The 26069-nt window shown below is 38.9% G+C and carries 23 protein-coding genes; 15 read left to right on the forward strand and 8 right to left on the reverse strand.

The genetic code is table 11. From position 1 onward, the window contains the following. Positions 1 to 291, forward strand: a 291-nt coding sequence (locus JI65_RS12955) for a hypothetical protein (protein ID WP_191017355.1), incomplete at its 5' end; no start/stop codon positions are given. Positions 292 to 386: 95 nt separating this feature from the next. On the opposite strand, the gene JI65_RS12960 is transcribed toward JI65_RS12955, so the two are convergent. Genes JI65_RS12960 through JI65_RS12975 form a run of 4 tightly spaced genes read right to left on the reverse strand, consistent with a single transcriptional unit; the run spans position 387 to position 3601 of the window. Then, complete coding sequence (locus JI65_RS12960; RefSeq protein ID WP_191017357.1) at positions 387 to 1247, reverse strand: Cof-type HAD-IIB family hydrolase; 861 nt, start codon at positions 1245 to 1247, stop codon at positions 387 to 389. 26 nt (positions 1248 to 1273) lie between these two features. Continuing rightward, positions 1274 to 1864 (reverse strand): hypothetical protein, encoded by a 591-nt coding sequence (locus JI65_RS12965; RefSeq protein WP_191017359.1) that lies wholly within the window; start codon positions 1862 to 1864, stop codon positions 1274 to 1276. Beyond that, entirely contained in the window at positions 1861 to 2538 is a 678-nt protein-coding gene (locus JI65_RS12970; protein WP_191017361.1) for a response regulator transcription factor, read from the reverse strand. Before JI65_RS12970 ends, JI65_RS12965 begins: the two co-directional genes overlap by 4 nt. After that, positions 2507 to 3601 carry a sensor histidine kinase gene (locus JI65_RS12975; RefSeq protein WP_191017364.1) on the reverse strand — a complete coding sequence of 365 codons (1095 nt, stop codon included), beginning with the start codon at positions 3599 to 3601 and terminating at the stop codon, positions 2507 to 2509. The genes JI65_RS12970 and JI65_RS12975 overlap by 32 nt, the downstream gene beginning before the upstream one ends. A 154-nt stretch (positions 3602 to 3755) precedes the next feature. Between JI65_RS12975 and JI65_RS12980 the strand changes: the two genes are divergently transcribed. The 3 genes from JI65_RS12980 to JI65_RS12990 all read left to right on the forward strand — a co-directional run bounded on the left by JI65_RS12980 (position 3756) and on the right by JI65_RS12990 (position 5649). Beyond that, positions 3756 to 4139: a hypothetical protein gene (locus JI65_RS12980; RefSeq protein WP_191017366.1), complete on the forward strand. Its 384-nt coding sequence runs from the start codon at positions 3756 to 3758 to the stop codon at positions 4137 to 4139. 130 nt (positions 4140 to 4269) lie between these two features. Then, positions 4270 to 5208, forward strand: a complete 939-nt coding sequence (locus JI65_RS12985) for a hypothetical protein (RefSeq protein ID WP_191017368.1) — start codon at positions 4270 to 4272, stop codon at positions 5206 to 5208. Between the two features lie 33 nt (positions 5209 to 5241). Further along, complete coding sequence (locus JI65_RS12990) at positions 5242 to 5649, forward strand: hypothetical protein (protein ID WP_191017371.1); 408 nt, start codon at positions 5242 to 5244, stop codon at positions 5647 to 5649. 242 nt (positions 5650 to 5891) lie between these two features. Here the strand turns inward: JI65_RS12990 and JI65_RS17795 are convergent, their stop codons facing one another. Beyond that, positions 5892 to 6176: a diguanylate cyclase domain-containing protein gene (locus tag JI65_RS17795; RefSeq protein WP_191017380.1), complete on the reverse strand. Its 285-nt coding sequence runs from the start codon at positions 6174 to 6176 to the stop codon at positions 5892 to 5894. Here JI65_RS17795 and JI65_RS13005 point away from each other — a divergent pair. The 4 genes from JI65_RS13005 (at position 6106) to JI65_RS13020 (ending at position 9895) form a co-directional block, all read left to right on the forward strand. Beyond that, positions 6106 to 6600, forward strand: coding sequence for a hypothetical protein (locus tag JI65_RS13005; RefSeq protein WP_191017409.1), 495 nt, complete (start codon positions 6106 to 6108; stop codon positions 6598 to 6600). The two genes, JI65_RS17795 and JI65_RS13005, sit on opposite strands and share 71 nt — an antisense overlap. A 33-nt stretch (positions 6601 to 6633) precedes the next feature. Then, on the forward strand, positions 6634 to 8316 hold the full coding sequence (locus JI65_RS13010; protein ID WP_191017382.1) for a S1 family peptidase: 1683 nt from the start codon (positions 6634 to 6636) through the stop codon (positions 8314 to 8316). A gap of 128 nt (positions 8317 to 8444) precedes the next feature. Further along, positions 8445 to 9050: a type IV toxin-antitoxin system AbiEi family antitoxin domain-containing protein gene (locus JI65_RS13015; RefSeq protein WP_191017384.1), complete on the forward strand. Its 606-nt coding sequence runs from the start codon at positions 8445 to 8447 to the stop codon at positions 9048 to 9050. Further along, on the forward strand, positions 9047 to 9895 hold the full coding sequence (locus tag JI65_RS13020) for a nucleotidyl transferase AbiEii/AbiGii toxin family protein (protein ID WP_191017386.1): 849 nt from the start codon (positions 9047 to 9049) through the stop codon (positions 9893 to 9895). Before JI65_RS13015 ends, JI65_RS13020 begins: the two co-directional genes overlap by 4 nt. 39 nt (positions 9896 to 9934) lie before the next feature. On the opposite strand, the gene sfsA is transcribed toward JI65_RS13020, so the two are convergent. Then, entirely contained in the window at positions 9935 to 10651 is a 717-nt protein-coding gene (sfsA, locus tag JI65_RS13025; RefSeq protein ID WP_191017388.1) for a DNA/RNA nuclease SfsA, read from the reverse strand. A 206-nt stretch (positions 10652 to 10857) separates the two neighbouring features. Between sfsA and JI65_RS17140 the strand changes: the two genes are divergently transcribed. Both JI65_RS17140 and JI65_RS13035 read left to right on the forward strand, forming a co-directional pair. After that, positions 10858 to 13599 carry a DEAD/DEAH box helicase gene (locus JI65_RS17140; RefSeq protein ID WP_197971952.1) on the forward strand — a complete coding sequence of 914 codons (2742 nt, stop codon included), beginning with the start codon at positions 10858 to 10860 and terminating at the stop codon, positions 13597 to 13599. Between the two features lie 3 nt (positions 13600 to 13602). Beyond that, a complete protein-coding gene (locus tag JI65_RS13035; RefSeq protein WP_191017391.1) occupies positions 13603 to 14337 on the forward strand; it encodes an SWIM zinc finger family protein in 735 nt (244 codons plus the stop codon). Positions 14338 to 14476: 139 nt separating this feature from the next. Here JI65_RS13035 and JI65_RS13040 read toward each other — a convergent pair whose 3' ends face one another. Beyond that, positions 14477 to 14797 (reverse strand): helix-turn-helix domain-containing protein, encoded by a 321-nt coding sequence (locus JI65_RS13040; RefSeq protein WP_191017393.1) that lies wholly within the window; start codon positions 14795 to 14797, stop codon positions 14477 to 14479. 208 nt (positions 14798 to 15005) lie between these two features. Here JI65_RS13040 and JI65_RS13045 point away from each other — a divergent pair, with 208 nt between their 5' ends. From JI65_RS13045 to JI65_RS17590, 5 genes are read left to right on the forward strand one after another with little or no spacing between them, the layout of a single operon-like run. Then, the gene (locus JI65_RS13045) at positions 15006 to 16010 is read left to right on the forward strand and encodes a restriction endonuclease subunit M (RefSeq protein WP_191017395.1); all 1005 of its coding nucleotides are present in this window, start codon (positions 15006 to 15008) and stop codon (positions 16008 to 16010) included. Then, positions 16003 to 19959, forward strand: coding sequence for an Eco57I restriction-modification methylase domain-containing protein (locus tag JI65_RS13050; RefSeq protein WP_191017397.1), 3957 nt, complete (start codon positions 16003 to 16005; stop codon positions 19957 to 19959). The genes JI65_RS13045 and JI65_RS13050 overlap by 8 nt, the downstream gene beginning before the upstream one ends. A gap of 4 nt (positions 19960 to 19963) precedes the next feature. After that, a complete protein-coding gene (dsr2, locus tag JI65_RS13055) occupies positions 19964 to 23623 on the forward strand; it encodes an anti-phage defense-associated sirtuin Dsr2 (RefSeq protein WP_191017399.1) in 3660 nt (1219 codons plus the stop codon). A 34-nt stretch (positions 23624 to 23657) separates the two neighbouring features. After that, on the forward strand, positions 23658 to 24476 hold the full coding sequence (locus tag JI65_RS13060) for an AlbA family DNA-binding domain-containing protein (RefSeq protein ID WP_191017401.1): 819 nt from the start codon (positions 23658 to 23660) through the stop codon (positions 24474 to 24476). 7 nt (positions 24477 to 24483) lie between these two features. Then, positions 24484 to 24609: a hypothetical protein gene (locus JI65_RS17590; protein WP_277950603.1), complete on the forward strand. Its 126-nt coding sequence runs from the start codon at positions 24484 to 24486 to the stop codon at positions 24607 to 24609. 122 nt (positions 24610 to 24731) lie between these two features. On the opposite strand, the gene thiI is transcribed toward JI65_RS17590, so the two are convergent. Further along, the gene (gene thiI, locus JI65_RS13065) at positions 24732 to 25979 is read right to left on the reverse strand and encodes a tRNA uracil 4-sulfurtransferase ThiI (protein ID WP_191017403.1); all 1248 of its coding nucleotides are present in this window, start codon (positions 25977 to 25979) and stop codon (positions 24732 to 24734) included. Between the last annotated feature and the right edge of the window lie 90 nt (positions 25980 to 26069).

Consider the following 26069-nt stretch of genomic DNA (forward strand, 5'->3'; position numbering starts at 1 on the left):
CATATGGACATGCCAGCCCTCTCACGCACTTCTGGAAGTGGGCTTTATTCAACGTTCAGTTTTAGTGAAGACGAATACGCTATGTCTTTTACATTTAAATCAGACGGAACAGGTACATGGAGCATGGCTGACCCGAAAGAAGACTCTATGTCTGGCACTCTCACATTTACTAACAACAAAGGTGAGCTAAAAAGTTCATTAAAACTGGGCGATGAAACAAAAGAATTTGTGCTTATCTACACTGGTAGTTCTTTATACGTTGTAGATGATTTGCTCATTGAAGAGAAATAGTTAGTCAGCCTGCAACAGACAAATCCCCCGCAGGGCAAAGGCAATTCCGCCTGATACCTTGCGGGGATTTTTTTTACAAACGGATTTGATTAATTCTACTCAACTTCCCATTCAACAATATTTCGTTCTTCTGTTGAAAAATTCACGCCGATTTTGAAGAGCTTTCTGCTGTCCGAAGTGTACGGCTTTGCGTAGCCCGTCTCTTCAATCCATTTTGCAACGCCATCTTCCTGATTTGAAAGGCAAATTTCATCTGCAGCAAGTTTTACTTCTGGAATGGCATTTTTCATTGCAATTCCTCGTCCGCAGAGTTTAAGCATTCCGATGTCCGTAAAGTCATCGCCGAACGAAGCGATTTTTTTTGGTGAAATCTTTAAGTGCGCGCAGAGGGCTTCGATTCCCTTTTCTTTTGTCGCATCAATTTTTGTAATTTTGAACCACGGAATATCAGAAAACGGAAGCAAGTCAACATTTTCAACTCCGACACAGGAGGCAATTTTTTCGACGACGGATTTGTCGCGGGTTTTAAAACACATTTTCATTGCAGATTCAGAAAAATCCGAAAAATCATTGAACGTCCAGAATTTATCGCCGAGTTCCTCACGGGAATTTGAATAAAGACCTTTTTCGTTGTCCAAAGAAATTACGGCATCTTTTCCCATCACGGCGAACGCGTTTTTTATGAGGGCGCGTGTTTCTTCGTTCGAAAATCCGCTGTCATAGATTTTCTTTCCTTTGTAATGCACGAGTCCGCCGCCGTTCGTGATGAGAATGTCCGGCTCGATTCCGCCTAAAAATTCAGAAGCGTTCGTAAGTGCGCGCGAAGTTGAAATGCCGAACAGAATGCCTTTTTTCTGTGCGGAAGCCACCGTAAGTTTTGTAAATTCTGAAATTGATTTGTCGTCGCGGAATAAAGTTCCGTCCAAGTCTGAAAGGATTATAGATATGTTTTCCATACAGAAATATGCATTATTTTAAGATTTTATTCAATATCTTGAATGATGCACTTCCGTCCAATTTTGTAAACCCAGAAACTCAGTCCTGCGCTTATCATTTTGTCGGCAAAGTTTGTGAGAAAGCCCGAAAAATAAGTTGCAAAGGTAAGGTTCGGAACGGCAAGATAGATTGCATGAACGCTGTTGTTGATGTTTTCCACTGTGTTTGAGCCGTAAACAAAATCTGAAATCACATTGCCCAAAACTGCGTTGCTTACTGCATTCAAAAGTCCTGCCCAGATGAAAGAATCTATCTCCAGAAGGCCCTTATTTTTCTTTGCATTTGAAAAAACAAGGTGCGCACAAACGGCAGTCGCGACATGGCACAAAGTAAATGGAATCATGTTGCGGTCAATTATGAAAAGAATTCCGTTTGAAAGAACTGCTGTTGCAATTCCTGCCCAAAGCCCGCAAAGCGAAGTTGCACCAATCGTGAGGACTGAATCCAAGTAAAGCGGAATGTTAAAAAAACGCATGAAAACTGAGCCAAAAAAATTTGCCGCCGTGCACAGGATGATGATAAAGATTTTTCCTTTTATGCCGGTTACGCCGTGCCCGTTTTTAAGAAAATTTCTCATACAATCACTCCGAGTTTTTTTGCATAATCAATCAGTTCCAGCTGGTCAGAAAGATACAGTTTCTGGTAGATCATCGTGCGCTGGTTTATGACTGTCTTTTCTTTTTTGCCAAGTGCCTTTGCAATTTCGTCGGTCTTTTTTTTCTGGGCGAGTAGGGCGAAAACTTCCTGCTCGCTTTTTGAAAGTTCCATATACCGTTTGTAAAAATCGCCGTCCTTTTTGTCATCTGCTTTTACGTCAGAAGAGCCAAACAGCTTTTTCTGAATGACAAGACTTGCCGCCATGCTGTAGCATAAACCGCCGTTCGCCACAATTTTTATCGCACTTTCAAGTTCGTCAGTCCCGTCATTTTTTGTGATATACCCTTGAACTCCGTATTCCAGAGCCTTTTCTATGCGCCGTTCATCTGCATACATTGAATACACGATTATTGGAACGGAACCTTTTTTGGCACGGATAACCGTAACGACTCCAAGTCCGTCCTCGCCGTCAAGATTCAGGTCTAAAACCGCAAGGTCAATCTTTTCTTCCGTGTCCAGAATTTCCTTTGCTTCCTCAAGGTTCGATGCAAAAAGAAATGAAAAATCAGGATTCCTTGAAGAAAGTAAAAGTCCAAGCCCGTCGCGCAGACTTTTGTGGTCGTCAATGAACAATATTTTCAATGCTGATTGCAATTACACATCCTCCGTCATTTATGAACTGAACGCTTCCGCCGAGTAAAGAAATCCTTTCTCGTATGTTTTTTATGCCATGATGTTTTCTGTCCGTTTTTTCGTTCAGGGTACTTTCGTCAAAGCCTTTTCCGTTGTCGCGGATTGTGATTTTTAACGAACGACCTACATCGACTATTTTAACGAAAGTCTCGCTCGCATCCGAATGCCTGGCAATGTTGCTCAGCGACTCCTGAATCACGTAGAGAATTTCTATCTGCGCGCTCAGCGGTATTTCCTGAATCAGTTTTGAAGCAATTACAAGCTCCGTTTTGATTTTATAATTCACCTCAAAAGAGTGCATGTTTTCTTCTATTAATTTTGTAACGCTCTTGTCGGGCGGGGAGTCAAGGGAATCAATCATGTAGCGGGTTTCCTTCAATGCCCTGTCCGCAAAAAACGAGGATTTCTGAATGTCGCCATTTTCTATGTAAACTCGCGCCGCTGCCAAATCCTGAGCCACAGTGTCGTGAAGATTCCGGCTGAAGTCGCGCTGCTTTTTGTTCACCAGAGTAATCCGCTCAAGTTCCGAGGCCTGCACGAAACGTTTGTACAAGATGGTGCAAACCGCAAGAAAAGCAAGGATTATCGGGAAAAACAGAAGGATGTCGTACCCGCCCGAAAGTTCCCTCTGCTTTGCGTGAATCTGATTCTGAAAATCGTGAATTTCAGAAATCAACAGAAAGGCTTTTTGAGAGTCGGAAGGATTTTTTGAAAAAGAATCTGTGAGCGAAAAAATATGTGTAAGTTTTTTGTCCAAAGATGATGAAAAATAGGTGTAAGGAGTTGTTTTTTCCTTAACGGAGTCGAGCAGAGTAAGAATTGAATCTATGTTTGAATCTTCTCCCATAGAGTTTGCGGGCTGTTCATTTGCCACAGAAATTGACAGATTTAAGCGTTGAAATTCATCGTCCAAAAGAATGAATGTTCTTGAGGCTCTCGCTCTGAAAACAAGCGTTACGGCAAAACAAAGAACGGCAAGAGAAAGAAGGGCGTATTCGGCTTTAAGGCGGCGGAAAGAAAGCATATTTTTTTATATCACAAGTTCAGCATAAAAGGAAGTTAGAAAATTCTTCGTCATGACCTTGGGAAATTTTCCCGTTTGTTTGGGATTTTTTCACATGATTTTTTGACTGACGGCAGTTAGTATATTTAAACAAAAAATTACAAGGAGCTTTAACATGAAAACAAAAAAAATTTTTACAGCAGTATTTATGGGGCTGTTTGCAGTAATGATGTTTGCAGCTTTAATCTCATGCAAAAAAAGCAAAGAAGCTGAATCTTCAAAGTACGCACCTTTAGCCGGAAAAACTTGGGTTTTAGAAGTTGGCGGAGAGGCACTCTTTAATTCTGATGGAACAGGTGTACATACGGATATCAATGGTAAAACTGAAAATTTTAAATATGAAATATCACGGATATTGAAAGAAGATGCATACTTCGAAGCATACTTCAAAGTTAAATTTGAAGACGGGAAAATATTTAAAAGTATGAAGTACGGAATCGACGATGAAGGTGAATTCATCGAAGGCGGTGATTTTATTTCAGGAAGAATCAAAAAATAATGTAACTATTCAAATTTAATTCTCCGGCAAGTCTGTAAACTGTTTTTCATGCAGCTATTACAGCATGCCGGTTTTAATTATTGACGAAATAAAACTGACAATAAATTTTTAAATGATAAGGACAAAATTTATGAGAATATCAAACAAAATCACTTGTGTGTTTTTTATCGGCCTGTTGTTTTTTGCATTTGCAGGATGTGAACATCCGATATCATCTTCCAGCGAAAGCAACAGCGAAGCACCGACAACACCGACAACACCGACAACACCGACAACACCTACATACATCGGAACAAAAGCCCCGTCAGAAGCAAAAGAAGTAGGCGATATCGTGTTCAATGACGGTTCTGCTACCCCTTACACCAGTGGAATGTCGATTACAGACAAACAGAAAAAGGCGGCAATTGCGCTGATTTTCTACAAGGGAACAGAATTGAACAGTGGAGATGACATTACAACAGTCCGTACACTTGGAGTTGGCTTAAAGCACAAAAGTTCAGGACTTGCATGGTGTTTAGACAGTGCAAATGCTCACAGCAAAAACATCAAAAACATTCAATGTAAACCACAAGGACCTACTGGCTCTCTCGTATTTGACGATGCCACTGCCAATGACAGAAACGGCAGCGATAACCTTGAACAGATTGCCGATTTTCTTACTGCGGCTGACGGCGTAGATGATGATACTACAGGAGATGGTGCTGCAGACAGATACCCAGCCTTTTATTTTGCAAAAAATTACAAGGACACTGCAAACAACCTTGGAAGTTATTCAGACGGCTGGTATTTACCAAGTACGGCAGAACTTTTTCAGATTTATAAAAACGGAAAGGGAACAGACAAGAAATTTGACATATACGCTGTAAACAAAGCTTTAGGCGTAGACATGTTTAAAAATGCATATTGGTACTGGTCATCATCTCAATGCCCTGACTCCGAAGCTATCAACTACGCTACTATTGCTTACAGAATCCGTTCTGATGGGGCCTGGAGCACGGATAAAAAGTCCAGCAACATGGATAAACGGGCCGGCAACACCTATTACGTGTGTGCTATCCGGGAATTTTAACTGGTAGATATAGGAACTGAGGAAAATTTTTTTATGGTAAATATGTACATCTTACAAGGACGGCATAATACTGGAAAAACAGAAACTCTCGTTGATGTCATTGAAATCTTAAAGAATAAATATCCTGAAGCAAAGGTAAATATTATAATTGATGGAAAAGACAAAAAAGTAATTTTTACAAATATAAAAGGCTTAACAGTAGGTATTGAAACGCAGGGAGATCCAAACTCCAGGATTGATGCTAGTCTTAAAGATTTTAAAGCAATGCATTGCGATGTTATTTTTTGCGCATGCAGAACAAAAGGAAAAACAGTCACAACTGTTAATTCCTATGGAACAATATACAATCTGCATTTCATCAAGCAAACTGTAGTAGCTGCTGGTTTTAGTGCAAGTAATATGGCTACAGCAAAATCATTGGTTAAACGTGCAGGGTTGTAGAACAGGCAATGACTGTTGCATATAGTTCTGATGATAAGCTCAATGTACATCATTAATTCTCCGGCAAGTCTGTAAACTGTTTTTCATGCAGCAATAAGGCTTGCCGGTTTTTTATATTTCTAAATCTTAAGATCCATGTTATACTTCTTTGCATGGAATGCGCGCAGTAAATGATCTTTACTTTACGATGCGGTTCTTGCCGTTGCGCTTGCCGTAATAAAGCCTGTCGTCAGCCTGCTTAATTACAGACTCATATTCAGTAAGGCTTGAGCCGGTGCACATTCCGACCGTAACCGTAACACTGATCTTCTGATTCTCAAATTCAACGACAGTGCCCTCAATTTTTTTTTCGTCAGTGACTCCAGGAATTCAAAGGCTTTCTGCTCGTCAGTCTGCGGCATGTAGAGCACGAATTCCTCGCCACCCCAGCGTACCGTTACGAATTCCTTGCAAGAAATGTTTTCGATGATCGTGCTGATTGAAACTAAACATTTAAAGCTGGCTGAGAACAAACCAAAAGATATCAAAAAATTTGACAGGCAAGCTTGGGCAGTTAATGGTGAATATTTCTTCGTAAAATATAGTTTTGATAAAAAACAACGCACGATTTATCTTGACAATTCTACTTTGTTTATCGGTGCTTCTTATACGCTTCCTGTGGGATTGCCGTTGAACCTCAAGGTTGTTGTTCCAGAAAACGAAAAGTTTTTGTATTTGGGGGATTTTTCTTATAGTGCAAAAGGTTTTGGCTTTGACCTTTCCTGTGCTGTTTCTGATGAGTTTGAAGCGGCTCAGTTTGCTTTGAACGAGGTTACGAAAGAAGAATATTCGCTTTGTCGGGCAAATCCGCAAATCTTTTCAGAAGAGGAATCAAAACACGTTCGAAATCGAAATTGGTTTGTTTTTTATGATGAAAAAGATTGGTATAAAACTTTAAAGATGTTCCTTTGATTTTAGAAACTGAAAATGGTGTTGAAAAGTAAAATGAAAAAACTTTTTGTAGCGATTGTCTTTTTTGTTGTCTGTACGGGCGTTTTTGCGCAGGTTAAAAATTTTGTTGGCATTGTGCGTGAATCTCACTATCCTGAGTTTGATGATTTTTTATCGGATTTGAGTAAAAACCTGAAAGCTCGTGGATATTCAACTTATGCAGAAATTGCGGAGGCTTACAAAAAAGGCGGTTTTGGCTCTGGCTTTGTGTTTGTGGATTCTGATGGCGAAAACTATATCATCACGAACAGACACGTTGTTTCACAAGCTGCTTCTGCGTCAATTGAGTTTGAAAATGAAAACGGTGATGTTTCAAAATTTGAAAATCTTTCAGTTTGGATTACTGATGACGATATCGACCTTGCAATTTTGCGATTTGATGGTGGCTCAAAGCCGTTTTCGCGTGCTCTTTTGCTTTCGGGCAAAAAACTTCGTGACGGTGAAGATGTGTTTTCTGCTGGTTTCCCTGCACTTGCGGGCGAACCTGTCTGGCAATTTGGGCGCGGAAGCATTACAAATTCGGCGGCACGAATTAAAGATTTGATTGATCCGAGTGTCTCGGTGGTGATTCAACATTCTGCGCAGATTGACGCTGGAAACTCAGGCGGCCCGTTGCTTGTGTGGGAATTTGGCGACTACAGAGTGATTGGAGTGAACACGTGGAAGGCTGCTGGGCGTGATTCAACAAACTTTGCGATTCCTGTGGCTCTTGTAAAAAAACTGATTGAAAACGCAAAAAATCCTGTTGGCGATGACAGTACAATGCAGAAAGCTCGTGCTGAAAAGTTCAAGAACGCGCTGACTACGAGCGGTAATGATTTCTCTGCGATTGTAAAATTCATTTCTTATGATTTTGCTGCAAAAAAAGGTGAAGATTATTTTGATGAAATTTTGCGCCATGGCTCAACAAAAGTACGGAATCGTGTGGTTGCGGAATTCTCTGCTGACCCCATCGAAGGCTTACGCTATGCTGTTGCGTATAATGTGTTCAACAGGTTTTCGGGCGAAAATGTCACAGAAGAAGAACTGAGCAAAATTCAGTGGCAAAAAGAGCACGGACTTTTCAGAATTGCTTCAATTGCAGATGAGGAAGATGGCAAAAAAGCCAAAAACAACGCAAATAAAAAATCAAAAAATACAACAGGCTCCAAAAAATCTGACAAAAAATCTAAAAAGACCGAATTGCCAGAAGTTAGCTTTGAAGGCTTGGGAGTTCCGTACACTTTTGCACTTGGCATTGGTGGTGTTTTTCCAATAGTAGATGATGCAGAAGGCTTTGATGTAAAACCAAGCTTTGATTTTTCACTTTCAATTTTTCCAGGCGAAAGCAGCATTTTTGGTGTATTCATTGAATTAGAGAGTGGAAAAATCTTGTCCGATAGCTATACAATTTATGGTGGCGGTTTGTCAGTGCGAATTCCGCTTGACTTCTCGTTGTTCTGCATTAGTCCAAAAGTTTCGGCTGGCGTAAAAACTGGATCTTCAAATCCAGAACTCACACAGGGATTTTTGGATTTTGGGCTTGAAACTCAATTCAATCTTGGTTCAGACAGATTCCGTCCAGGCATTGAAGCAAGTTATCGCAAATTCATTGATTCTGTTGGTGACGATGTTTACACGAAAGATATAAACGTTGAAGCGATTTTGATCAAACTGACACTGGGAGTTGCGCTGTAAAATCTAGATTTTTACAGAAATCGGTGAATATGCGTTCTACGGTTGCACATCGCTCAAAACTGTATACTATGCAGGAAGCCTTATTTAATAGAAAATTATTGCTTTTATACACACTTTTGTTATAAAATATGTATAAAAGCAATATGAATGCGACTGACGAACTTATATTAAAGACTGCTGAACTCAATAGCGGGTATATCACCGTTTCTGAATGTGAAGACTTAGGGATTCACAAAAACAGCGTGTTCAATTTGGCAAAGAAAAATATGCTTGTTCGCCAAGCTTCGGGAATTTATACTTTGCCAGAAACAATTCCAGATGAACTTTTCATTCTTCATTTGCGTTTCCCTTCACTGGTGTTCTCTCACGAGACGGCTTTGTATTATTTGGGCTACAGCGACCAAGTTCCGTTTGTTTATTCTGTAACGGTGCCGATCGGATTCCATTCCAAAGCACTTGAAAACTATACTGTGATTCAGCAAAAAGTTGATTTTATAAACGAAGGAAAAATTGAAGTTGAAACAGAATATACCAATAAAATTCCTGTTTATTGCATAGAGCGAACTTTATGCGATTTGCTTCATAAACCAAGTTTTCTTGATTTGGAACGATTTATTCCAGCTCTAAAAAAATATTTACATTCAAAAGAACGCGACAATCTTAAATTATTGGACTTCGCAAAAAAAATCGGAGTAGAGAAAAGAATCCGTAATTATATGGAAGTGGCATTGTGAGAACTGATAACGCTATGCAGCTAAAAGCAAAAATTAACAGCAAGGCAATAGAACTGAATATTGCGCCTCAATTTGTGTTGCAGAATTACATAATGGAATGTTTCATCAAACGAATCTCGCTTTCTGACTTTAAAGATAATTTCATTTTGAAAGACGGTCTTCTCATAGCTTCTCTTGTTGGACTTAAGAATCGTTCTACAATGGATATGGACACAACGATTACAGGTTTTAAGCTGGACAAGTCAGAAACCGTAAAAATTTTGAATTATATTTGTTCCATTCCGTGTGATGACGATTTTACTTTCGTGTTTGACAGAGTTGAGGATATTCGTGAAGATGCTGAATATTCTGGACTCAGGGCTTTTCTTTTTGCGAATTATGAAAAGATACATGCACCTTTTTCTATGGACATAACAACTGGAGACCGAATTACACCCGGAAAAATCAATCATTCGTTTCAAAGAATCTTCGATGAGGAGTCAATTATAATGCTCTCTTATCCTGTTGAAACTGTTCTTGCAGAGAAACTTGAAACGATTCTTTCAAGAAACATTGAAAATACTCGTCCGCGTGATTTTTATGATATTTTGGCTTTAAATACTTTGTCTCATAATTGTAAGAGCGAAGTGTTGAAAGAGGCATTGCAGAATACTGCAAGTAAGAGAGAAAGTTTAAAGTATCTTGAGAACACAAAATCGACGATGGAGAAAATTGAAAGCGACAGTTTTATGAACTCTCGTTGGAAAACGTATAGCAAAAAGCTGCCGTATGCCAAAGATTATACTTTTTCAGATGCTTGCAGTGAAGTAAAAACTTTGCTCGATAAAATAGGGCTGCTTAATTAAACATTTTTGGAAACGCACAGGTTAAGGACTTAGCGTGTTTTACACCCGGACTTCAATTTCGCCTTTTGCCACGAGAGTTTCCGGGGTGACTTCACATTCCACCGCGAAGATTTTTACACCGGCGGATTTTGCTTCCTTTAGGGCATCGGCAAATTCTGCGTGAGTTTCGCGGTTCGGGGTAAAATATTTGCAGCCAGTCATCTGCACGATTATCAGAATCATGCATTCATACTCACCGCTTTTTGATAGCGCGGTTAACTCGCGAACGTGTTTGAGCCCTCGGAGCGTTGGCGCGTCGGGAAAGAGCGCAATACCGTCTTTTTCTAGCGTGCAGCCTTTTACTTCAATGAGTTTTTTGCGGGGGTGGGTAAATTCGTCATTGTATTCAGCGTAAAAATCAAAACGAGAATCTTCCAAAGTGTGTTCAGCTTTTAGAAGCGTAAGCTCTGGAAAAAGTTTTTTATTTTGTAAAAGCCATTCTGCGGCCACTTTGTTCGGAGCAAGACTGTCCATGTTGATAAGGATTTTCTTGTTCTCGCTTGTATTTTTCTCCACCGCAATCAAATCGAATTTTGTCTTCCGTTCAGGATTATCACTTTCTTCTATATAAACAGTCGCGTTTGCTACGAGCAGTTCCTTGCATCGGCCTGTGTTTTTTACGTGAACTGTTTCGGTTTTTCCGTCCAGCAGGACGTGGGCAATGAATCTGTTGGGGCGGTCTAAAAATATTGCTTTTTGTATGCGGGAATAGTGCATGAGAGATTATAGCATAAAAGAAAAATGCGTGAAAGAATTTTTACCGCCGTGAGTCAAACGACAACGCCATTCGAAAAAGAAATATTGGAATTTCAGACTTGATTCGTAAGTTCTTCGCAGTCGCATTGACGTTTTGGGTGAAAACATTTGAAAAATATAGTATGGTAAACTTCGTAGCGTGATGTTATAGCATCTGGAGATAAAAATTGAAAAAACAAAATGCAACTCAACTTCTTCGCTTTAGATTTTTGCCCTCGCTTTTTGCGGTGGACGATGCAACATACAGCGGAGCTTTTAAAAATGAGCCTGTTGCAGCCTTGTACAATCTTGGCTTTGACGTGCGCCCTGTGGCAAGCGTTGACGATGCGGGACTTTTTCTCTGGCAGATTGCAGATTCATTTTTAACAGAGCTTTCAAGAACGGAGGGCCTTGAACTCAGCCGGGAAAACACGTCTGTTTTGCTGACTGGCGATTTAACCGAAAACCTTCTTTCATCACTTCCGTTTGCACCCGGATCCGAAAACGTAAACGCAGAATGGATACAGGCTCTTTGGGCAAATCTGAACGGCTGCTTTTCTTACGAGATTAAAAATTATTCAGGAACCGTAGCCCTTTATCTTGCGGAAAAAGACGAGCGGCTAAAAGTTGCGGAGAGGATTTTCTTTCATCTTGTGGAAAATAAAAACGACGATAAATATCCATTTTCCTTTCTCGCAACCTATTCCACAAAAGACGAAAAGGGAAGCATAAAACACGCGCCTTTAAAATATGCCCTAACCGAATACAAAAATGACCGGGATAAAATCCTGGAGCTTCTTTCCTGCCTTAACCGGGTGGCGGAGGTTTCAAAGATGATTGGAGAATTTACTTCGAGCGGAGAAATGTTCCATCCTCTGCGGCTTACTACAAACGAGGCTTGGCAAATCTTGCGCGACATTCCAAAGATAGAAGAAAGCGGAATCGTCTGTCGCATTCCCGACTGGTGGAAAAAATCACGGCAAAAGGCAAGAGTCTCCGTTTCGCTCACAAAGAAAAAATCACTTCTGGGGCTGGACTCAATCCTTGGAATGGAAGGCTATCTTGAAGTTGACGGAGAAAAACTCACCAAGTCAGAAATCAAAAAAATGCTTGCCATGGACGAAGGCCTTTCGCTCATAAAAGGCAAGTGGGTTGAAGTTGACCACGAGCGGCTGAACTTGCTTTTAAAAGAGATGGAAAAATATCAGGGTGACATAAGCATGTTGGAAGCCCTGCGCATGAGCCTTAATTCAGGCAACGCTGCTTCTGATTCAAAAGACAAAATCGACATAAACGCAATCTCCAACGCCACATGGATTTCAGAGCTTCTCCGTGACCTTCGTTCTGTTTCAAGCACAGGCAAAAAGGCCATGAAGCTTCCTTCAAGCTTTAAGGCAACCTTGCGTCCATATCAGTCAAAGGGCTACGAGTGGCTTTCTAAAATGACAGCCTGCAATTTTGGTGCCTGTCTTGCCGATGACATGGGCTTGGGAAAGACCGTTCAGGTTTTGGCATTTTTGGAAAAATTCCGTGTAGATTCCCCTGATTCAAAAATTCTTCTTGTAGTTCCCGCATCTCTTTTGGGCAACTGGCAGAATGAATGTAAAAAGTTCGCCCCTCTTTTACCGCTCCAGATTTTACATTCGTCAGTTAACCGTAATGCCAAAAACGCAACCCGTCATGCCGTCTTAAAAAATTGCCAGCCCGAAAATGCCCCCAGTCATGCAGAACTTGATTCGGCATCTCTGATTCTGAACCAAGTTCAGAATGACAGTGGCGCAATTCAGAATGGCAGCTTCCCCTTCCTTTCAATCACAACCTACAGCATGGTAAACCGCATGGAAGATTTGCAACAGACAGAATGGGATCTTGTGATTTTGGACGAAGCTCAGGCAATCAAAAATCCGTCTTCCAAACAGACAAAAAGCATAAAGTCGCTCAAAGCCAAAAATCGAATCGCCCTCACTGGAACTCCAATCGAAAACGATTTGACAAACCTCTGGTCGCTCTACGACTTTTTGAACAAGGGGCTTTTGGGAAACTCAACGGAATTCAAACGCTTCGCATCATCGCTAAAAGAAAATCCATCCGGTTACTCAAAACTCAAGGCAATGATTTCACCCTTCATGCTGCGCCGCCTAAAAACAGACAAGTCAATCATCTCTGACCTTCCGGAAAAAATGGAGATGACTGATTATGTAACTCTTTCCCAAAAGCAGCGTGTCCTTTACAAAAAATATGTGGACGACCTTGCAAAACTTTTGGAAAAAGCAAAAGATGATGAAGACCCGATGAAACGCCGCGGACTTGTGCTTGCATCCCTTTTAAAGCTAAAGCAGATTTGCAATCACCCCGACCAGTTCAACGGAGCGGATGGTTTTGCAGAAAAAGACAGCGGAAAGTTTGAGATGCTCAAAGACATCTGCCAGACGATTTACGAAAAACGCGAGCGTGTGCTTGTCTTTACCCAGTTCAAGGAAATATGCCCGGCACTGGATAATTTCCTTTCCGGCGTATTCGGCATAAGGGGCTTTGTCCTTCACGGCGGAACACCAATTTCCAAGCGCAACAAAATGGTGGAAGAATTCCAGAGCGACACTTATATTCCCTACCTAGTCATTTCGGTAAAGGCTGGCGGAACCGGATTGAATCTTACCAATGCAAATCACGTAATTCACTTTGACCGCTGGTGGAATCCCGCAGTGGAAAATCAGGCCACCGACCGCGCATTCAGAATCGGCCAGACAAAAAACATCATGGTTCACAAATTTGTATCGCGTGGCACAATCGAAGAAAAAATCGACGAGCTCATAAAAAGTAAAATCGAGCTTGCGCAAAACGTCATCTCCGCTGACTCCGGTGAAAGCTGGATAACCGAGATGAGCGACAGCGACCTTATGAATATGTTCCGCTTGGACGGGGAGGAATAATCAATGGGTTACTATAACTACTACAGCGGATTTGCCCCTTACGTTTCAGTTGAGGAACACAAGGCAAAGGCAAAAAAATATATCGAAGAGCAGCGCAAAAAAGGCGTGGTGCTTAACCCGGTTGAGCTTGAAGGAAGGACAATCGCAAAAAGCTGGTGGGGAAAAGCCTGGTGCGAAAATCTTGAGCTCTATGCCGACTACGCAAGCCGCCTAGAGCGTGGCAGGAAATACGTCCGCGCAAACTGTGTCCTTGACCTGCAGATTGAAGTGGGAGAAGTAACGGCCTTGGTTCAGGGAAGCGGAAAAAAGCCCTACAATGTCCGCATAAGAATCGACGAACTTACGGAAGAACAGTACGAGAGCATTGTAGAAAAGTGCGCCTCAAAAATCCAGAACATCGATGACCTTGTAAAAGGAAACTTTCCCGACGACCTGAAAGCCCTCTTCACGCAAAAAGGAGCCGGACTCTTCCCGTCAATGGCAAAGATACACTTTAACTGCTCCTGCCCAGACTATGCCGACATGTGCAAACACGTAGCCGCAGGCCTTTACGGAATCGGTTCCCGCTTTGACAAAGACCCGCTCCTCTTCTTCAAGCTTCGTGGAGTAGACACCGACCGCCTGATTGGAAACGCCATCAAGGACAGAATCCAAAGCATGATAGAAAACGCCTCCAAGCCCAGCGACCGCATCATGGACGACGGGGATGTGGCTGCTGTGTTTGGGATGGAGATTTAGAGGGATAGAAAAAAATCCCCGCCTAAAATTCCTCCCAAGCGGGGGCAAGGTCTTAGCAAATCAAACTTTTGAAAATGATGCCTTTTCAATTTCGTTTTTAGCTCGCAATTTGCTTAACTCCTTGCCGGTTGGCCTGCACTCATTCGATGTTTTCAATCTGCTCCTTGTCGCTTTCGTTCAGCTTGCCCATAGCCTTTGCAAGGACAACAAGTCCGATTACGGCGGTTGCGGTCAGGGCGGTTCCGGCAAGAATCGCTCCCCAGTTTACGCCGTCGCCAGATGTGTTCTGTGTTGGCTGCAATTCCTTTCCGTCCTTCCCCAAAAGATAATCCGGTGTAGTCTCAAGAATGTCTGCTATCTTCTGCAGGGGCGGAATTCTGGGGTTCCGTCCGTTTGCGCCGTCAGTCATCCAGCGGCTAACCGTAACCTCGCTCACGCCAAGCCTTGCGGCCAGCTCCAAAAAACATACCGAGAATCCCGGAAAAACGTACGGAGAATTTTTTAAAACACGCCGAGTTTTTTAGAAAACTCCGTATGTTTTTGACAAATTCTCGGCGTGTTTTCGGGTAAAACTCGGCGTGCCCGTGTTAGAGAGTTAAACTATAAAAAAACACATTTATTTGATATAATTTTGAGAATTGAATATTTTGATGGATAAATAAGTGCAAATGTTACCAGAACAAAACATTGATATAAAAGAAAACAACCTTCTCAAAATTGACCGTTCCTTGCTTGAAATTCTTTTAAAGGACAAGACGACCGGGAAAAACATAATTTGGGCAACGGACAATTATTCTAAATATGGAGAGCTTTACACTTCGGAGAAAGAAATAAAAATTGAGCTGATAACTTCCCGTCACGGCGGAGTAATAAAACCGAGGGTTGAAAAATCAAAAGAAGAACGACTGCAGCGAGTGCGTCAAAAAGCAGAAGTCTTTACTCCAAGCTGGGTTTGCAATCTTCAGAACAATTTGGTTGATGAAACATGGTTTGGGCGAAAAGATGTTTTTAATGTAGAAAAAGAACATTCATGGGAAACAACAAAAGAAAAAATTCAATTTTCAGACGAAAAAGGCAAAACTTGGCAGGATTATGTCAATTCAAACCGACTGGAAATTACTTGCGGCGAAGCTCCTTATCTTGTGAGCCGTTATGACACTGTTACTGGTGAATATATAGAGGTTCCAAATAGGATAGGTCTTTTAGACAGAAAACTTCGTGTTGTTGCTGAGAATACTGATGGTCGCGAAGATTGGCTAAAATGGGCAACTGTTGCCGTGCAAAGTTCTTATGGCTTTGAGTGGCAGGGAGATAATATTCTTATTGCACGAGAAAACCTTCTTTTTGATGTCGCAGAGCACTATGAAGCAAACTTCCATGAAAAACTTCAAACTCAGGATTTAGTCGGTTTTGCAAAGATTATTGCATGGAATATCTGGCAGATGGATGGCTTGAAGTTTGTTATACCGAATTCCTGTTGTGCAAAAGAAATTGTAGAGGAAGATTTATTTGAAAGTCACGTGATTTCAAAACCATGTGAAGGCTGCAAACTTGGCTATGGCGAAAAATCTTATTTCAAACACAACGGAATCTATTGCAAAATCCGTGACTGGAAGGAGAATAAAACTTTACGTTTCGTAGATATAATGAAAGAGGGAGAAAAAAATGATTGAAAATATAAACCTGAATTTTCTCATTCGAGGCCGTGTTGATCCGTATATCTACGCTTTTGAAACAAACACCGTCCCGAATTTTCTCAAAGTCGGTGACACTTATCGTCCTGTTGAAGTCCGTCTTGATGAGTGGCGAAAATTCTATTCTGATTTGAAAAAGAAATACGAGCATATTGCAAAAGTTGATGATAATACATATTTTAGGGATTATTCCGTACATGATTTTTTGATTCAGAATGGCTTCCGCCGAATCGAAAAAGATGATGTCAAAAGCGGAATTTATCTTTCAAACGAGTTTTTTATGAATGCAAAAAAAGAAAATGTTGAAGAGGCAATAAAAGACATTCAAAAATCATTTGAGAAGAAAGATAATAGGTACGCTTTTTATGATGTGGAAGATAATTTGCCTTTAGGAGATTTTGACTTTAAGCGTGATGCGGATTGGAAACCGCGAGAGAATCAGAAAGCTGTCATAGAGAATTTTTCAAATGCAGTCAAAAAAGGTCGCAACAATTTGCTGATGTTCGCAGTCATGCGTTTTGGAAAGTCTTTTACATCTCTTTGTTGCGCAAAAGCTATGAAAGCAAAACTGACTGTTGTTGTTTGCGGAAAGACAGCAGTTCGTCTGGAATGGAAAGAAAATGTTCAGCGTCCAAAAATACTAGACGGCTTTGAATTTGTTGATTCAGATTCAATGTCAAGAAATCCAGCCGTCATTTCAGAAAAACTTGCAGAGGGCCATTCTGTAGTTGTTTTTCTTACCATGCAGGATTTGCTTGGAGAAGATATAAAAACTCGCCATGCTGATTTGTTCAATTTAAACAGTCAGAAAAAACTTGATTTGCTCATTATAGATGAAACTCATTTTGGAGCAAGGGCAGAAGAATTTGGAAAAGTTCTTGGTACTTCGACTACGCTCAGTAACCAAAACAATCGTACGAAACTTTCAAAGGCAGAGAAATCAAATGGTTATGACGAATCTTTTGACGACCTTGAAAATCAGATAAAAGTTTTTTCTCCAAAAGTAAAGCTTCATCTTTCAGGAACTCCTTACAGAATTCTTTTGGATAACGAATTTGAAAGTGATGATATTGTCGGAATGGTTCAATACAGCGACATTATCAACGAAAAAGAAAAGTGGGATAAAGAAAATATTGAAAAAGACGAATGGGAAAATCCTTATTACGGCTTTCCTCAGATGATTTGCTTTGCCTTTAATCTGAATGAATCAGCCAAAGCAAAACTGGCAGACTTAAAAAATAACGGCTACGCCTATGATTTGGATGAATTGTTTAGTCCTGAATCAACATCAAAGGCAGATGAAAAACACAATCAGTTCAAATACAAAGATGAAGTTTTAGACTTGCTCCATGCAATTGACGGAAGCAAAGAAGATGAAAATATTTTCAGTTTCTTGAATTATGACAAAATCAAAAAAGGCTCAATGTGCCGCCATATCGTCATGGTTCTTCCATATTGTGCTTCCTGTGATGCAATGGAAAATCTTTTAAAGGCTGAATGTTTTAATAATCTGAATGATTACGAAATTATAAATATTGCAGGTTTTGATTCAGAAAAAATAATGAATAAGCCTGATTATGCCGCCCGTGTCAAAGAAAAAATCGAAAAGTATGAATCAGAAGGAAAAAAGACAATTTCTTTGACAGTAGGGAAAATGCTTACAGGCTCGACCGTCAAAGAATGGGACACGATGATTTTCTTGAGGAATACATCTAGTCCTCAAGACTATGACCAGGCAATTTTCCGCTTGCAAAGTCAGTATGTTAAGACTATAAAGAGTGAGGACGGCAAAATCATAAAACAAGACATGAAGCCACAGACTATTCTTGTTGATTTTGATCCTGTCAGAATGTACACATTGCAGCACAAAAAGTCTCTTATAGCAAACATAAATAAATCTGAACGAGGAAATGAAGTTCTGGATGCAAAATTAAAAAGAGAACTTGAAATTGCGCCAATCATTTTTATGAATCATTCAAAGCTTGGTATGGTAGAAGCTCAGGATATTGTTGATACAATCCGCAATTACAATGCCAATAAGAGCATGATGGATGAAACTTTCGATATAGAAATTGACCAGCGGATTTTTGAAGATGAATCAATCCGCTCAATAATCGAAAAACAGCCGGAAGTTACGGCAAAAGGCATTAAGTTTGATGTGTCAGCTTACGGCTCAGAAGACGACGGCGATGATATTGATACGCCAGAAACACAAACGGATGGAGATTCAGAGTTTCAAAATACAGAGAAAAAAGATAATGTGCAGACTGAGGAATGTGATGCAAAAGCATTAGCAAGCAAGCTGCAAGGTTATTATTTTAAGCTCTTGCTTTTTGCCTTTATTTCTGAAAAAGATGAAAAGAGCGTTTCAGATATAATTTTCAATATCGAAAATGATACAGAAGGAAAACGCATTGGAAAGAACCTTCAGATTAATGTAAAAGAATTAAAACTTGTCCGTGACAAAATCAATCCGCAGATTCTATCTTATCTTGAAGACAAAATTCAAAATATCAATCAGCTGGGAAAAGAAATAAGTCCGGATAAGATTGGAATAGCCTTAAAGAAAATGTCACGCCTTTCTGTTTCGGAAGTAGTAACGCCGGATAATGTCGCAATGGAACTTGTGAACAATCTGCCTGATGATATTTATGCAAGCGACAAGTTCCTAGACATTGCTTCAAAAACCGGGGAATTTGCAAATGCACTTTTACAAAAATATGGCGAAAAAATAAAGAAGAATGTGTACAGCATTCCGACATCGGGCGTAACTTATGAATGTACAAGGAAGATTTATAAACTTTTAGGAATGCCTGTAGAGCATATTTATTCTGATTTTACTTCGTATGATTTGATAGATACAACCAAAAATGAAGAAATCCTCAAGGAGCTTAAAGATATGAATTTTGATACAATAATTGGTAATCCACCATATCAGGTGATTGCTACAGGAGATGCAAACGGCTCAGATCCAATTTATCATTTATTCATTGATGCAGGAAAACAATTTTGCAGTCGTGAAACTTTGATTCACCCTGCAAGATTTTTGTTTAATGCTGGGAAAACTCCTAAAGACTGGAATCAAAAAGTTCTTAATGATGATCATTTTAAGGTTCTTGGATATTGGGCAAATTCTTCACAAATGTTCCCTGATGTTGATATAAAAGGTGGGGTAGCAATAACACATTGGGATAATAAAACTGATTTTGGAAAAATAGGAACTTTTGTAGCATTTGAAGAATTACGCTCAATTTTGAAGAAAGTAAAAAATGATGAGTTTAAGACTTTTTCTGATTTAGTTTACGGAAGAGATTTATATAAACTTACTGAAATCCTATATGAAGAAAATCCTTTTGCAGAAAATCGGCAGAGTAAAGGACACCGATATGATTGTGGTTCAAATGTCTTTGATGTTTTCCCAGAATTATTCTATGACGAAAAACCTAACGATAAGAAAGAATACGCAAGAGTTTTAGGACGAACAAATAATGTTCGAATTGAAAAATGGTTCAGAAAGGATTATCTGAAAATTCCAGATAATTTTGATTTCTATAAAGTTTTTGTTCCTAAGTCAAACGGTTCGGGGGCGATAGGCGAAGTACTATCGACCCCGATGGTCGGCGAGCCGATGGTCGGCTGTACGACAACGTTTTTAAATATTGGAAAATTTGAAACCCAGTTTGAAGCAGAAAGCTGCTTAAAATATATCAAAACAAAATTTGCACGTACGATGCTTGGTACTCTCAAAGTAACGCAAGATAATCCTCGTGAAACATGGTTGAATGTTCCTCTCCAAGACTTCACCGTAACCAGCGACATCGACTGGAACAAGTCTGTTTCAGAAATAGATAAGCAGCTGTTCGATAAATACAATTTAAGCAAACCAGAACGTGATTTTATAGCTAGCAAGGTTCGGGAGATGTTGTAGTTTTATGAGTGTAAAAGATAAAATAAATTCTAACATAATTCCATATCTCGATGAAATTGCAAATCGTCTGTTCTCTAATCAGGCCGCTATTATGGTCGGTGCAGGATTTAGCAAGAATGCAATACCTAACGGTTTTTCAGAAAAGCGATTTCTAGATTGGAAGGAATTGGGGAATGAGTTTTACAAGAAACTAAATGGGTGTTATCCGCCAAAAACAGATAATTATTTGAATGTACTTCGTTTAGCAAATGAAGTTGAAGCTGCTTTTGGTCGTCCAGTTCTTGATACAATCTTACAAGATTCTATTCCAGATGTGAATTATATTCCATCTGAATTACATAAAAAGTTATTAAATCTGCCATGGACAGATGTATTCACAACGAATTATGATACATTGTTGGAACGAAGTGCTGAAACACTTGTCGATTATAAATATACTGTAGTGCGAAATAAAGATGATTTAATTGGTGCAACAAAACCTAGAATTATCAAATTACATGGAACTTTTCCATCTTCACGACCTTTTATAATAACTGAAGAAGATTATCGTAAATATCCAAAAGATTTTGCGCCTTTTGTAAATACTGTTCAACAATCATTACTAGAAAATACTTTATGTCTTGTAGGTTTTTCAGGAACAGATCCGAATTTCCTCCAGTGGATTGGTTGGATTCGTGATAATTTAGGAAAAAATGTACCCAAAATATATCTTATTGGAACATTTTCTTTTTCAGAAGCCCAATTGAAGCTTTTTGAACAGCAAAATATTATTGTTGTAAATATTTCTGTTTCAGAATCTGCAACTAACAAACATTATGATGCTTTAGATTTATTTATTAAGTATTTGAATGAGCAAGAACAGAGAAAAAATAAAAATTTCTATGACTGGTCATATCATGAAGAGCATATATTTCATTTTACAGATCAATATAAAAATAATCCCATAGAGCTTTTTGAAAAAGCAATACAAAATTGGAAGAATTTGCGATTATCTTATCCTGGTTGGGTGATTCTTCCTGAAAATAAAAGAACGAGCCTCCAATATGAAACTTTTCAAGGAATAGAAGAGTTTTTGAAATATAAAGATGTACTTTCTGATACTATTTTATTTGATTTTTTAAGCGAATTAATTTGGCGACTGGATATTATATTATATCCTGTAACACTCGAAATAGCTTCAATTATTGAAATCGTTATTTCAAAGGACAATTATAAAGAAAAGGACTTATCTAGTTTTCTTATAGCTTTAATGCGTTGCTATAGAAGGTGTGGTGAAATTGAAAAATGGAATAATGCTAGTGATAGGTTTGCGGCAAAGCAAGATTTATATCCAAAAGAAATTCTTTTAGAATATAAATATGAGAAAACATTAAACGCCCTGTTCCATTTGAATTATAAAGAAATAAAGAAAAATCTTTCTGAATGGGAGATAGATTCTTCTTTTCCATTTATGAATGCTAAAAAGGCTGGATTACTTGCAGAAATAGGAGAAGTTGTCGAAGCAAAAAAAATATTAGAACAGGCTCTTGTCGATATTCGACATTTGCAAATCTCTAGCGATATTGATAACAATTGTCTTTTGTTATCTCAAGAAGCGTATATTATCTCATTGTATGAAAATATTATTTTTTCTTCACCTGTTCGGTATAATAAAAATTCTGACGACAAAGATATAGATTATAATCAAGTTCATGAAAAGTATTCTGGAAGATTGATAGAATTACAGAAAAAACTCATAAATCCAGATCAAGAAAATAAATATTTTAAACTTGTATTGACGACAATGTATAAAGTTGTACCACTCTTTGAAGAAAAAAATGAGTTCGAAATACAAAACAAATCTTACATTCGTCATTTTGGTGAAGATACAAAACCATTAAAGAATGCACTTGCATTTTTAATTTTCACTGAAAAAATCGGACAACCATTTTCGATTTTCTCCAGAGGTGGCAAGCTTAATATAAGCATAGATGTAGCGAATGGTGCAGCACAACGAATTGCCAATCATTATTCATTTTGGGCCATTTCAATTTGTTGTAGATTGGATGATGACAAATTATCTGAACAACTATTTTCTCGAGAAAAAATTGCAAATTTTTCTTCCGAATATGCAAATAATCTTTGTAAAGATTTTTTAGAAACATTGGATGAAAACGAAATAGAAATAAAGAAAATTTTTGATAACAATCAGATGAGTTTCCCCCAAATCCTTGCCAAATCGCTTCCTGAGCTCATTTCACGATTATGTTGCAGATGCGATTTTCATGCAAAGAAAAAAATTTTAAACTTTATAAAGAAAAACTATTCTTGTGCTGAACGACGACAATATCAAAAATTAGATAATCTTACGAAAAGATTCATGAAATCTCTTTCTGTAAATGAACAAATTGAATTATTTAAAGATATTGTCAATATTGATATTCCAAATACAATAGTTCCCATTGAACAAGGAAAACTTGTTCCATTAACTTTTTATTTATCAATATCTAGAAAAGATATAACAAATAACAGAAAAGAAACTTTTACAGATGAACAACTAGAAAAATTTTTTGTTGCAATGGAATCAAAAAATGATTTTATACGGCAATGGGGAATAAATGTATTAACAGAACTTTTTGAATTAGATTGTTTCACCGTGAAACAGACGAACAAATTTAAAAAAAATTTATGGAAAAAAACAGATGAAAAAACTCATTTGCCTGCTAAGACGAATTATATGCTTTATTCATTTTTAAATTTACCGCATCCAAAATCGATAAATATAAAAAAATTATTAAAAACATATATACTAGAATTTTCTTTGCCAAACTATAAAACACTTACTGTAAGAACTTTTAATTCTCGTGATGAAATAGTCGAATACTTTCGAGAAATCATTTTCTGCGAATTCTTTTTACATTGGAGTTATGATGAATTTTCAATTCTAATAAAAAAAATGTATAAATTTTGGGAGAATGGAAAAGAATATACCGAAAAGGATGATTTTTGGGGAGATTCAGAAGTGTACAATCAGTGTATTGCTATGAAACAAGCTCTGGCAGTACTATGTCGTTCTGTAAAAAATATAAAAGATAAAGAAAGAGAAATAATACAATCTTTTATAAATGATTTTCCAAAATATGGAATTAATTCTCTTGAATTAGAATTTAGTTGTTTGAATTGGTTTCAAAAAGAATTTAATGTTTTATTAGTAAAAATAAAAGAGAAATTAATTACTTCTGATTCTGATGTTGTTGCAGATGGAATGAAATCTTTTCTTGCCATATTGAAACAAAGTAGAAATAAAATACTAATTATGAAAATTTGGCAAGAAATATCTCAATGCATACTGTATAAACGTGACGACAGTTTAGTTACATCATTGAATTATTTGAGTTCAACCCTTACAAAAAAATATATTGGAACGATGCCAAAAGAGATTAAAAATAATTTTCTGATTTTTTTGAAAGCAATGGCAGAAGAGACAGATTTAAATAATAGCAATAACTTAGAAATTGCACTTAAATTAGCAATCCGTGAGAATTGTGCTTCGTTGGCATTTAATTTTTATTTAGAATATTTGAAACAAAAAGAAAACGTTCCGACAGAAGTTTTGTTATGGAAAGATATTTGTAATTCAAATTCAGAATTTGCAGAGATTCGCAATGCATGGAGAGATTTATGAAGACAAATATTTTTATTACGAGGAGTTCTAATTAATGTCCGAATCCCAGTTAATCGAATACAAAGAATCTTGGCGTGATGAATATCTCAAATGGATTTGCGCGAGTTTTGCTTGTCAAAACTCGTTTAGCAAGACGCGAAGCGGATTGCGACGTTTTGCAAATGCGCAGGGCGGCGTGCTTTATATTGGTAAGCGAGATGACGGTTCTGTTTGTGGCGTTGCCGATTCAAAGAAGCTTATGGAAGATATCCCTAACAAAGTTCGTGATGCACTTGGATTGATTGTTGATGTTGATTTGATTACTGAGAACGGACTTGATGTTATAAAAATCACTGTTGAAGAAAATCCTTATTCTGTGAATTACAAGGGTGAGTATCATTATAGAACTGGAAGCACAAAACAGCTTTTGCAAGGTTCGGCACTGACTAATTTTCTTTTACGTAAGACAGGTAAAAACTGGGATTCTGTTCCGCTTGAAAATGTGAGTGTTGATGACCTTGATAAAGAAAGCTTTGATATTTTCCACCGTGAAGCAATTCGTAGCGGAAGAATGAGTAAAGATGACTTAAAACTTTCAAATCAGGATTTGCTTGAAAAGTTTTATGTTGAGCTGAGTCCGAAAAACTTTTTGAACTCAACCGTCATCTGCTTAAAATCCACAATCATCATCAGGATTAACAATTCCAACTCCTTTTGCATAGGCACAACTTTCGATTTAATTCTTTGCAGACAATTTTTTTTGTCAAGCTGTCTATTGTGTATGAAACGGCAGTTCCGCAGTGTGTGGAATGGGCTATCCACTGTCTGTGGAATGGACTATCCACAGACAGTGGATAAGACAGATCTTGTTTGAAGTGCAAATGTTTTACGAAATCGTGGTTCTTTCCGCATTTTTTATCGTTTTAGTGATAATAATTACAGGTGCTACAACAAATAGTGTTACCAAGGGGCTTGTTTTTGATGTAAAAGATTTGAAGATTTACTAAAAGGTTGTGGGGAAAATATGACAATGGAAAAACATATTCCGCCTCAAAGCTCTTGGGCCTAAAAATCTGCTGTTCGGTAGCAATGGCGAACAACAGATTTCCTTCCTCGGTTTACGATTCTGTTACCGCGTTTCCGTTGGCTCCGAGCCGTTAATGGCGGTGAGTTCGTCTTTATTTGGTTTTGTGCCGAATTCTTTTGCCACTATGCTTCGGCTTTCGTATCGCTTAATCACTCGTTTTTCAAAAGCTTCTTTTATCAAATCATCAACTTCAAGACTTTCATAAATCCGCTTTGCTTCTTCTACGCTGGCATGAAGAACCGGGTGGCGCGGAGAGAAGAGAACGCAACAATCTTCGTACGGGAGAATTGACGTTTCGTAAGTGCCGATTTCAAGGGCCGTGGCAATAATTTCTTCTTTGTCCATTCCTACTAGCGGGCGGAGAAGTGGATATTCTGCGAAGCTTTCGGTGCACTCCATGTTCTGCAAAGTCTGGCTCGCAACCTGACCAAGGCTCTCGCCTGTGATGATGCAGCCTGCACGGGTTCGTTCTGCAAGCATGTTCGCGCACTTCATCATGCACAAACGGAGCATTAAAGTCGTGTATTCTTCTGGCGATTTCTTTTTAATCTGCATCTGAACGTCCGTAAACGGAATGATGTTTATGTGGCTTCGCATTCCGTAGCCCGCGATAATTTCTGCAAGATGCTCAACTTTCTCGCGCGCCTGGTCGCTTGTGTAAGGGTAGGCGTGGAAGTAGCAGCAGTCAACGCTCATTCCGCGTCGCATCATGCGGTAGCCGGCAACTGGGCTGTCGAGCCCGCCCGAAAGAAGCAGAAGTCCTTTTCCGGAAACGCCTACAGGAAGTCCGCGCCGTCCTTTTATTGAGTCTGAATAAACGAAGCACTTTTCGCGCACTTCAATGTTTATCGTTACGTCCGGGTTGTGAACGTCTACGTCAAGAATCTTTTGCTGGTAAGCGAGCGTCGCTCCTTCGCGCATTATTCCGTAGTGGTCGTAAGGAAATGATTTATCACTTCGTCGCGCTTCGAGCTTGAATGTTTTGCAGCCAAGTTTTTTTGCCGCAAGGCACTGATTCACGACTTCTTTTTGAATCGCCTCGATATTTTTTTCTACAACAATCGCCTCTGCCCAGCCTGTAATTCCCAAAAGATGGTTCAGAGTCCATTTTACAGCTTCAACCGATTCGTCCGGGCATTCAATGTACATTCGCCCTGCGCGAAGTTTTACCTCTGCCTGCACAGACTGCAAGTTCGCCCGCGCGTTTTGAGCAAGAACCCTTTCAAAAGTTTTGATGTTCGAGCCTTTTAACATCAGCTCGCCAATTTTTCCTAAAAATGTATGAGTCATTCTAAAAATATAGCCGAAATAAGATTTTTATTGAAGTGAGAAAGGAAAACGGGTTTGCAAGGTTTGACACAGATGAACACGGATGAACGC

The sequence above is a fragment of the Treponema zioleckii genome (assembly GCF_014737315.1).
Lineage (GTDB): Bacteria > Spirochaetota > Spirochaetia > Treponematales > Treponemataceae > Treponema_D > Treponema_D zioleckii.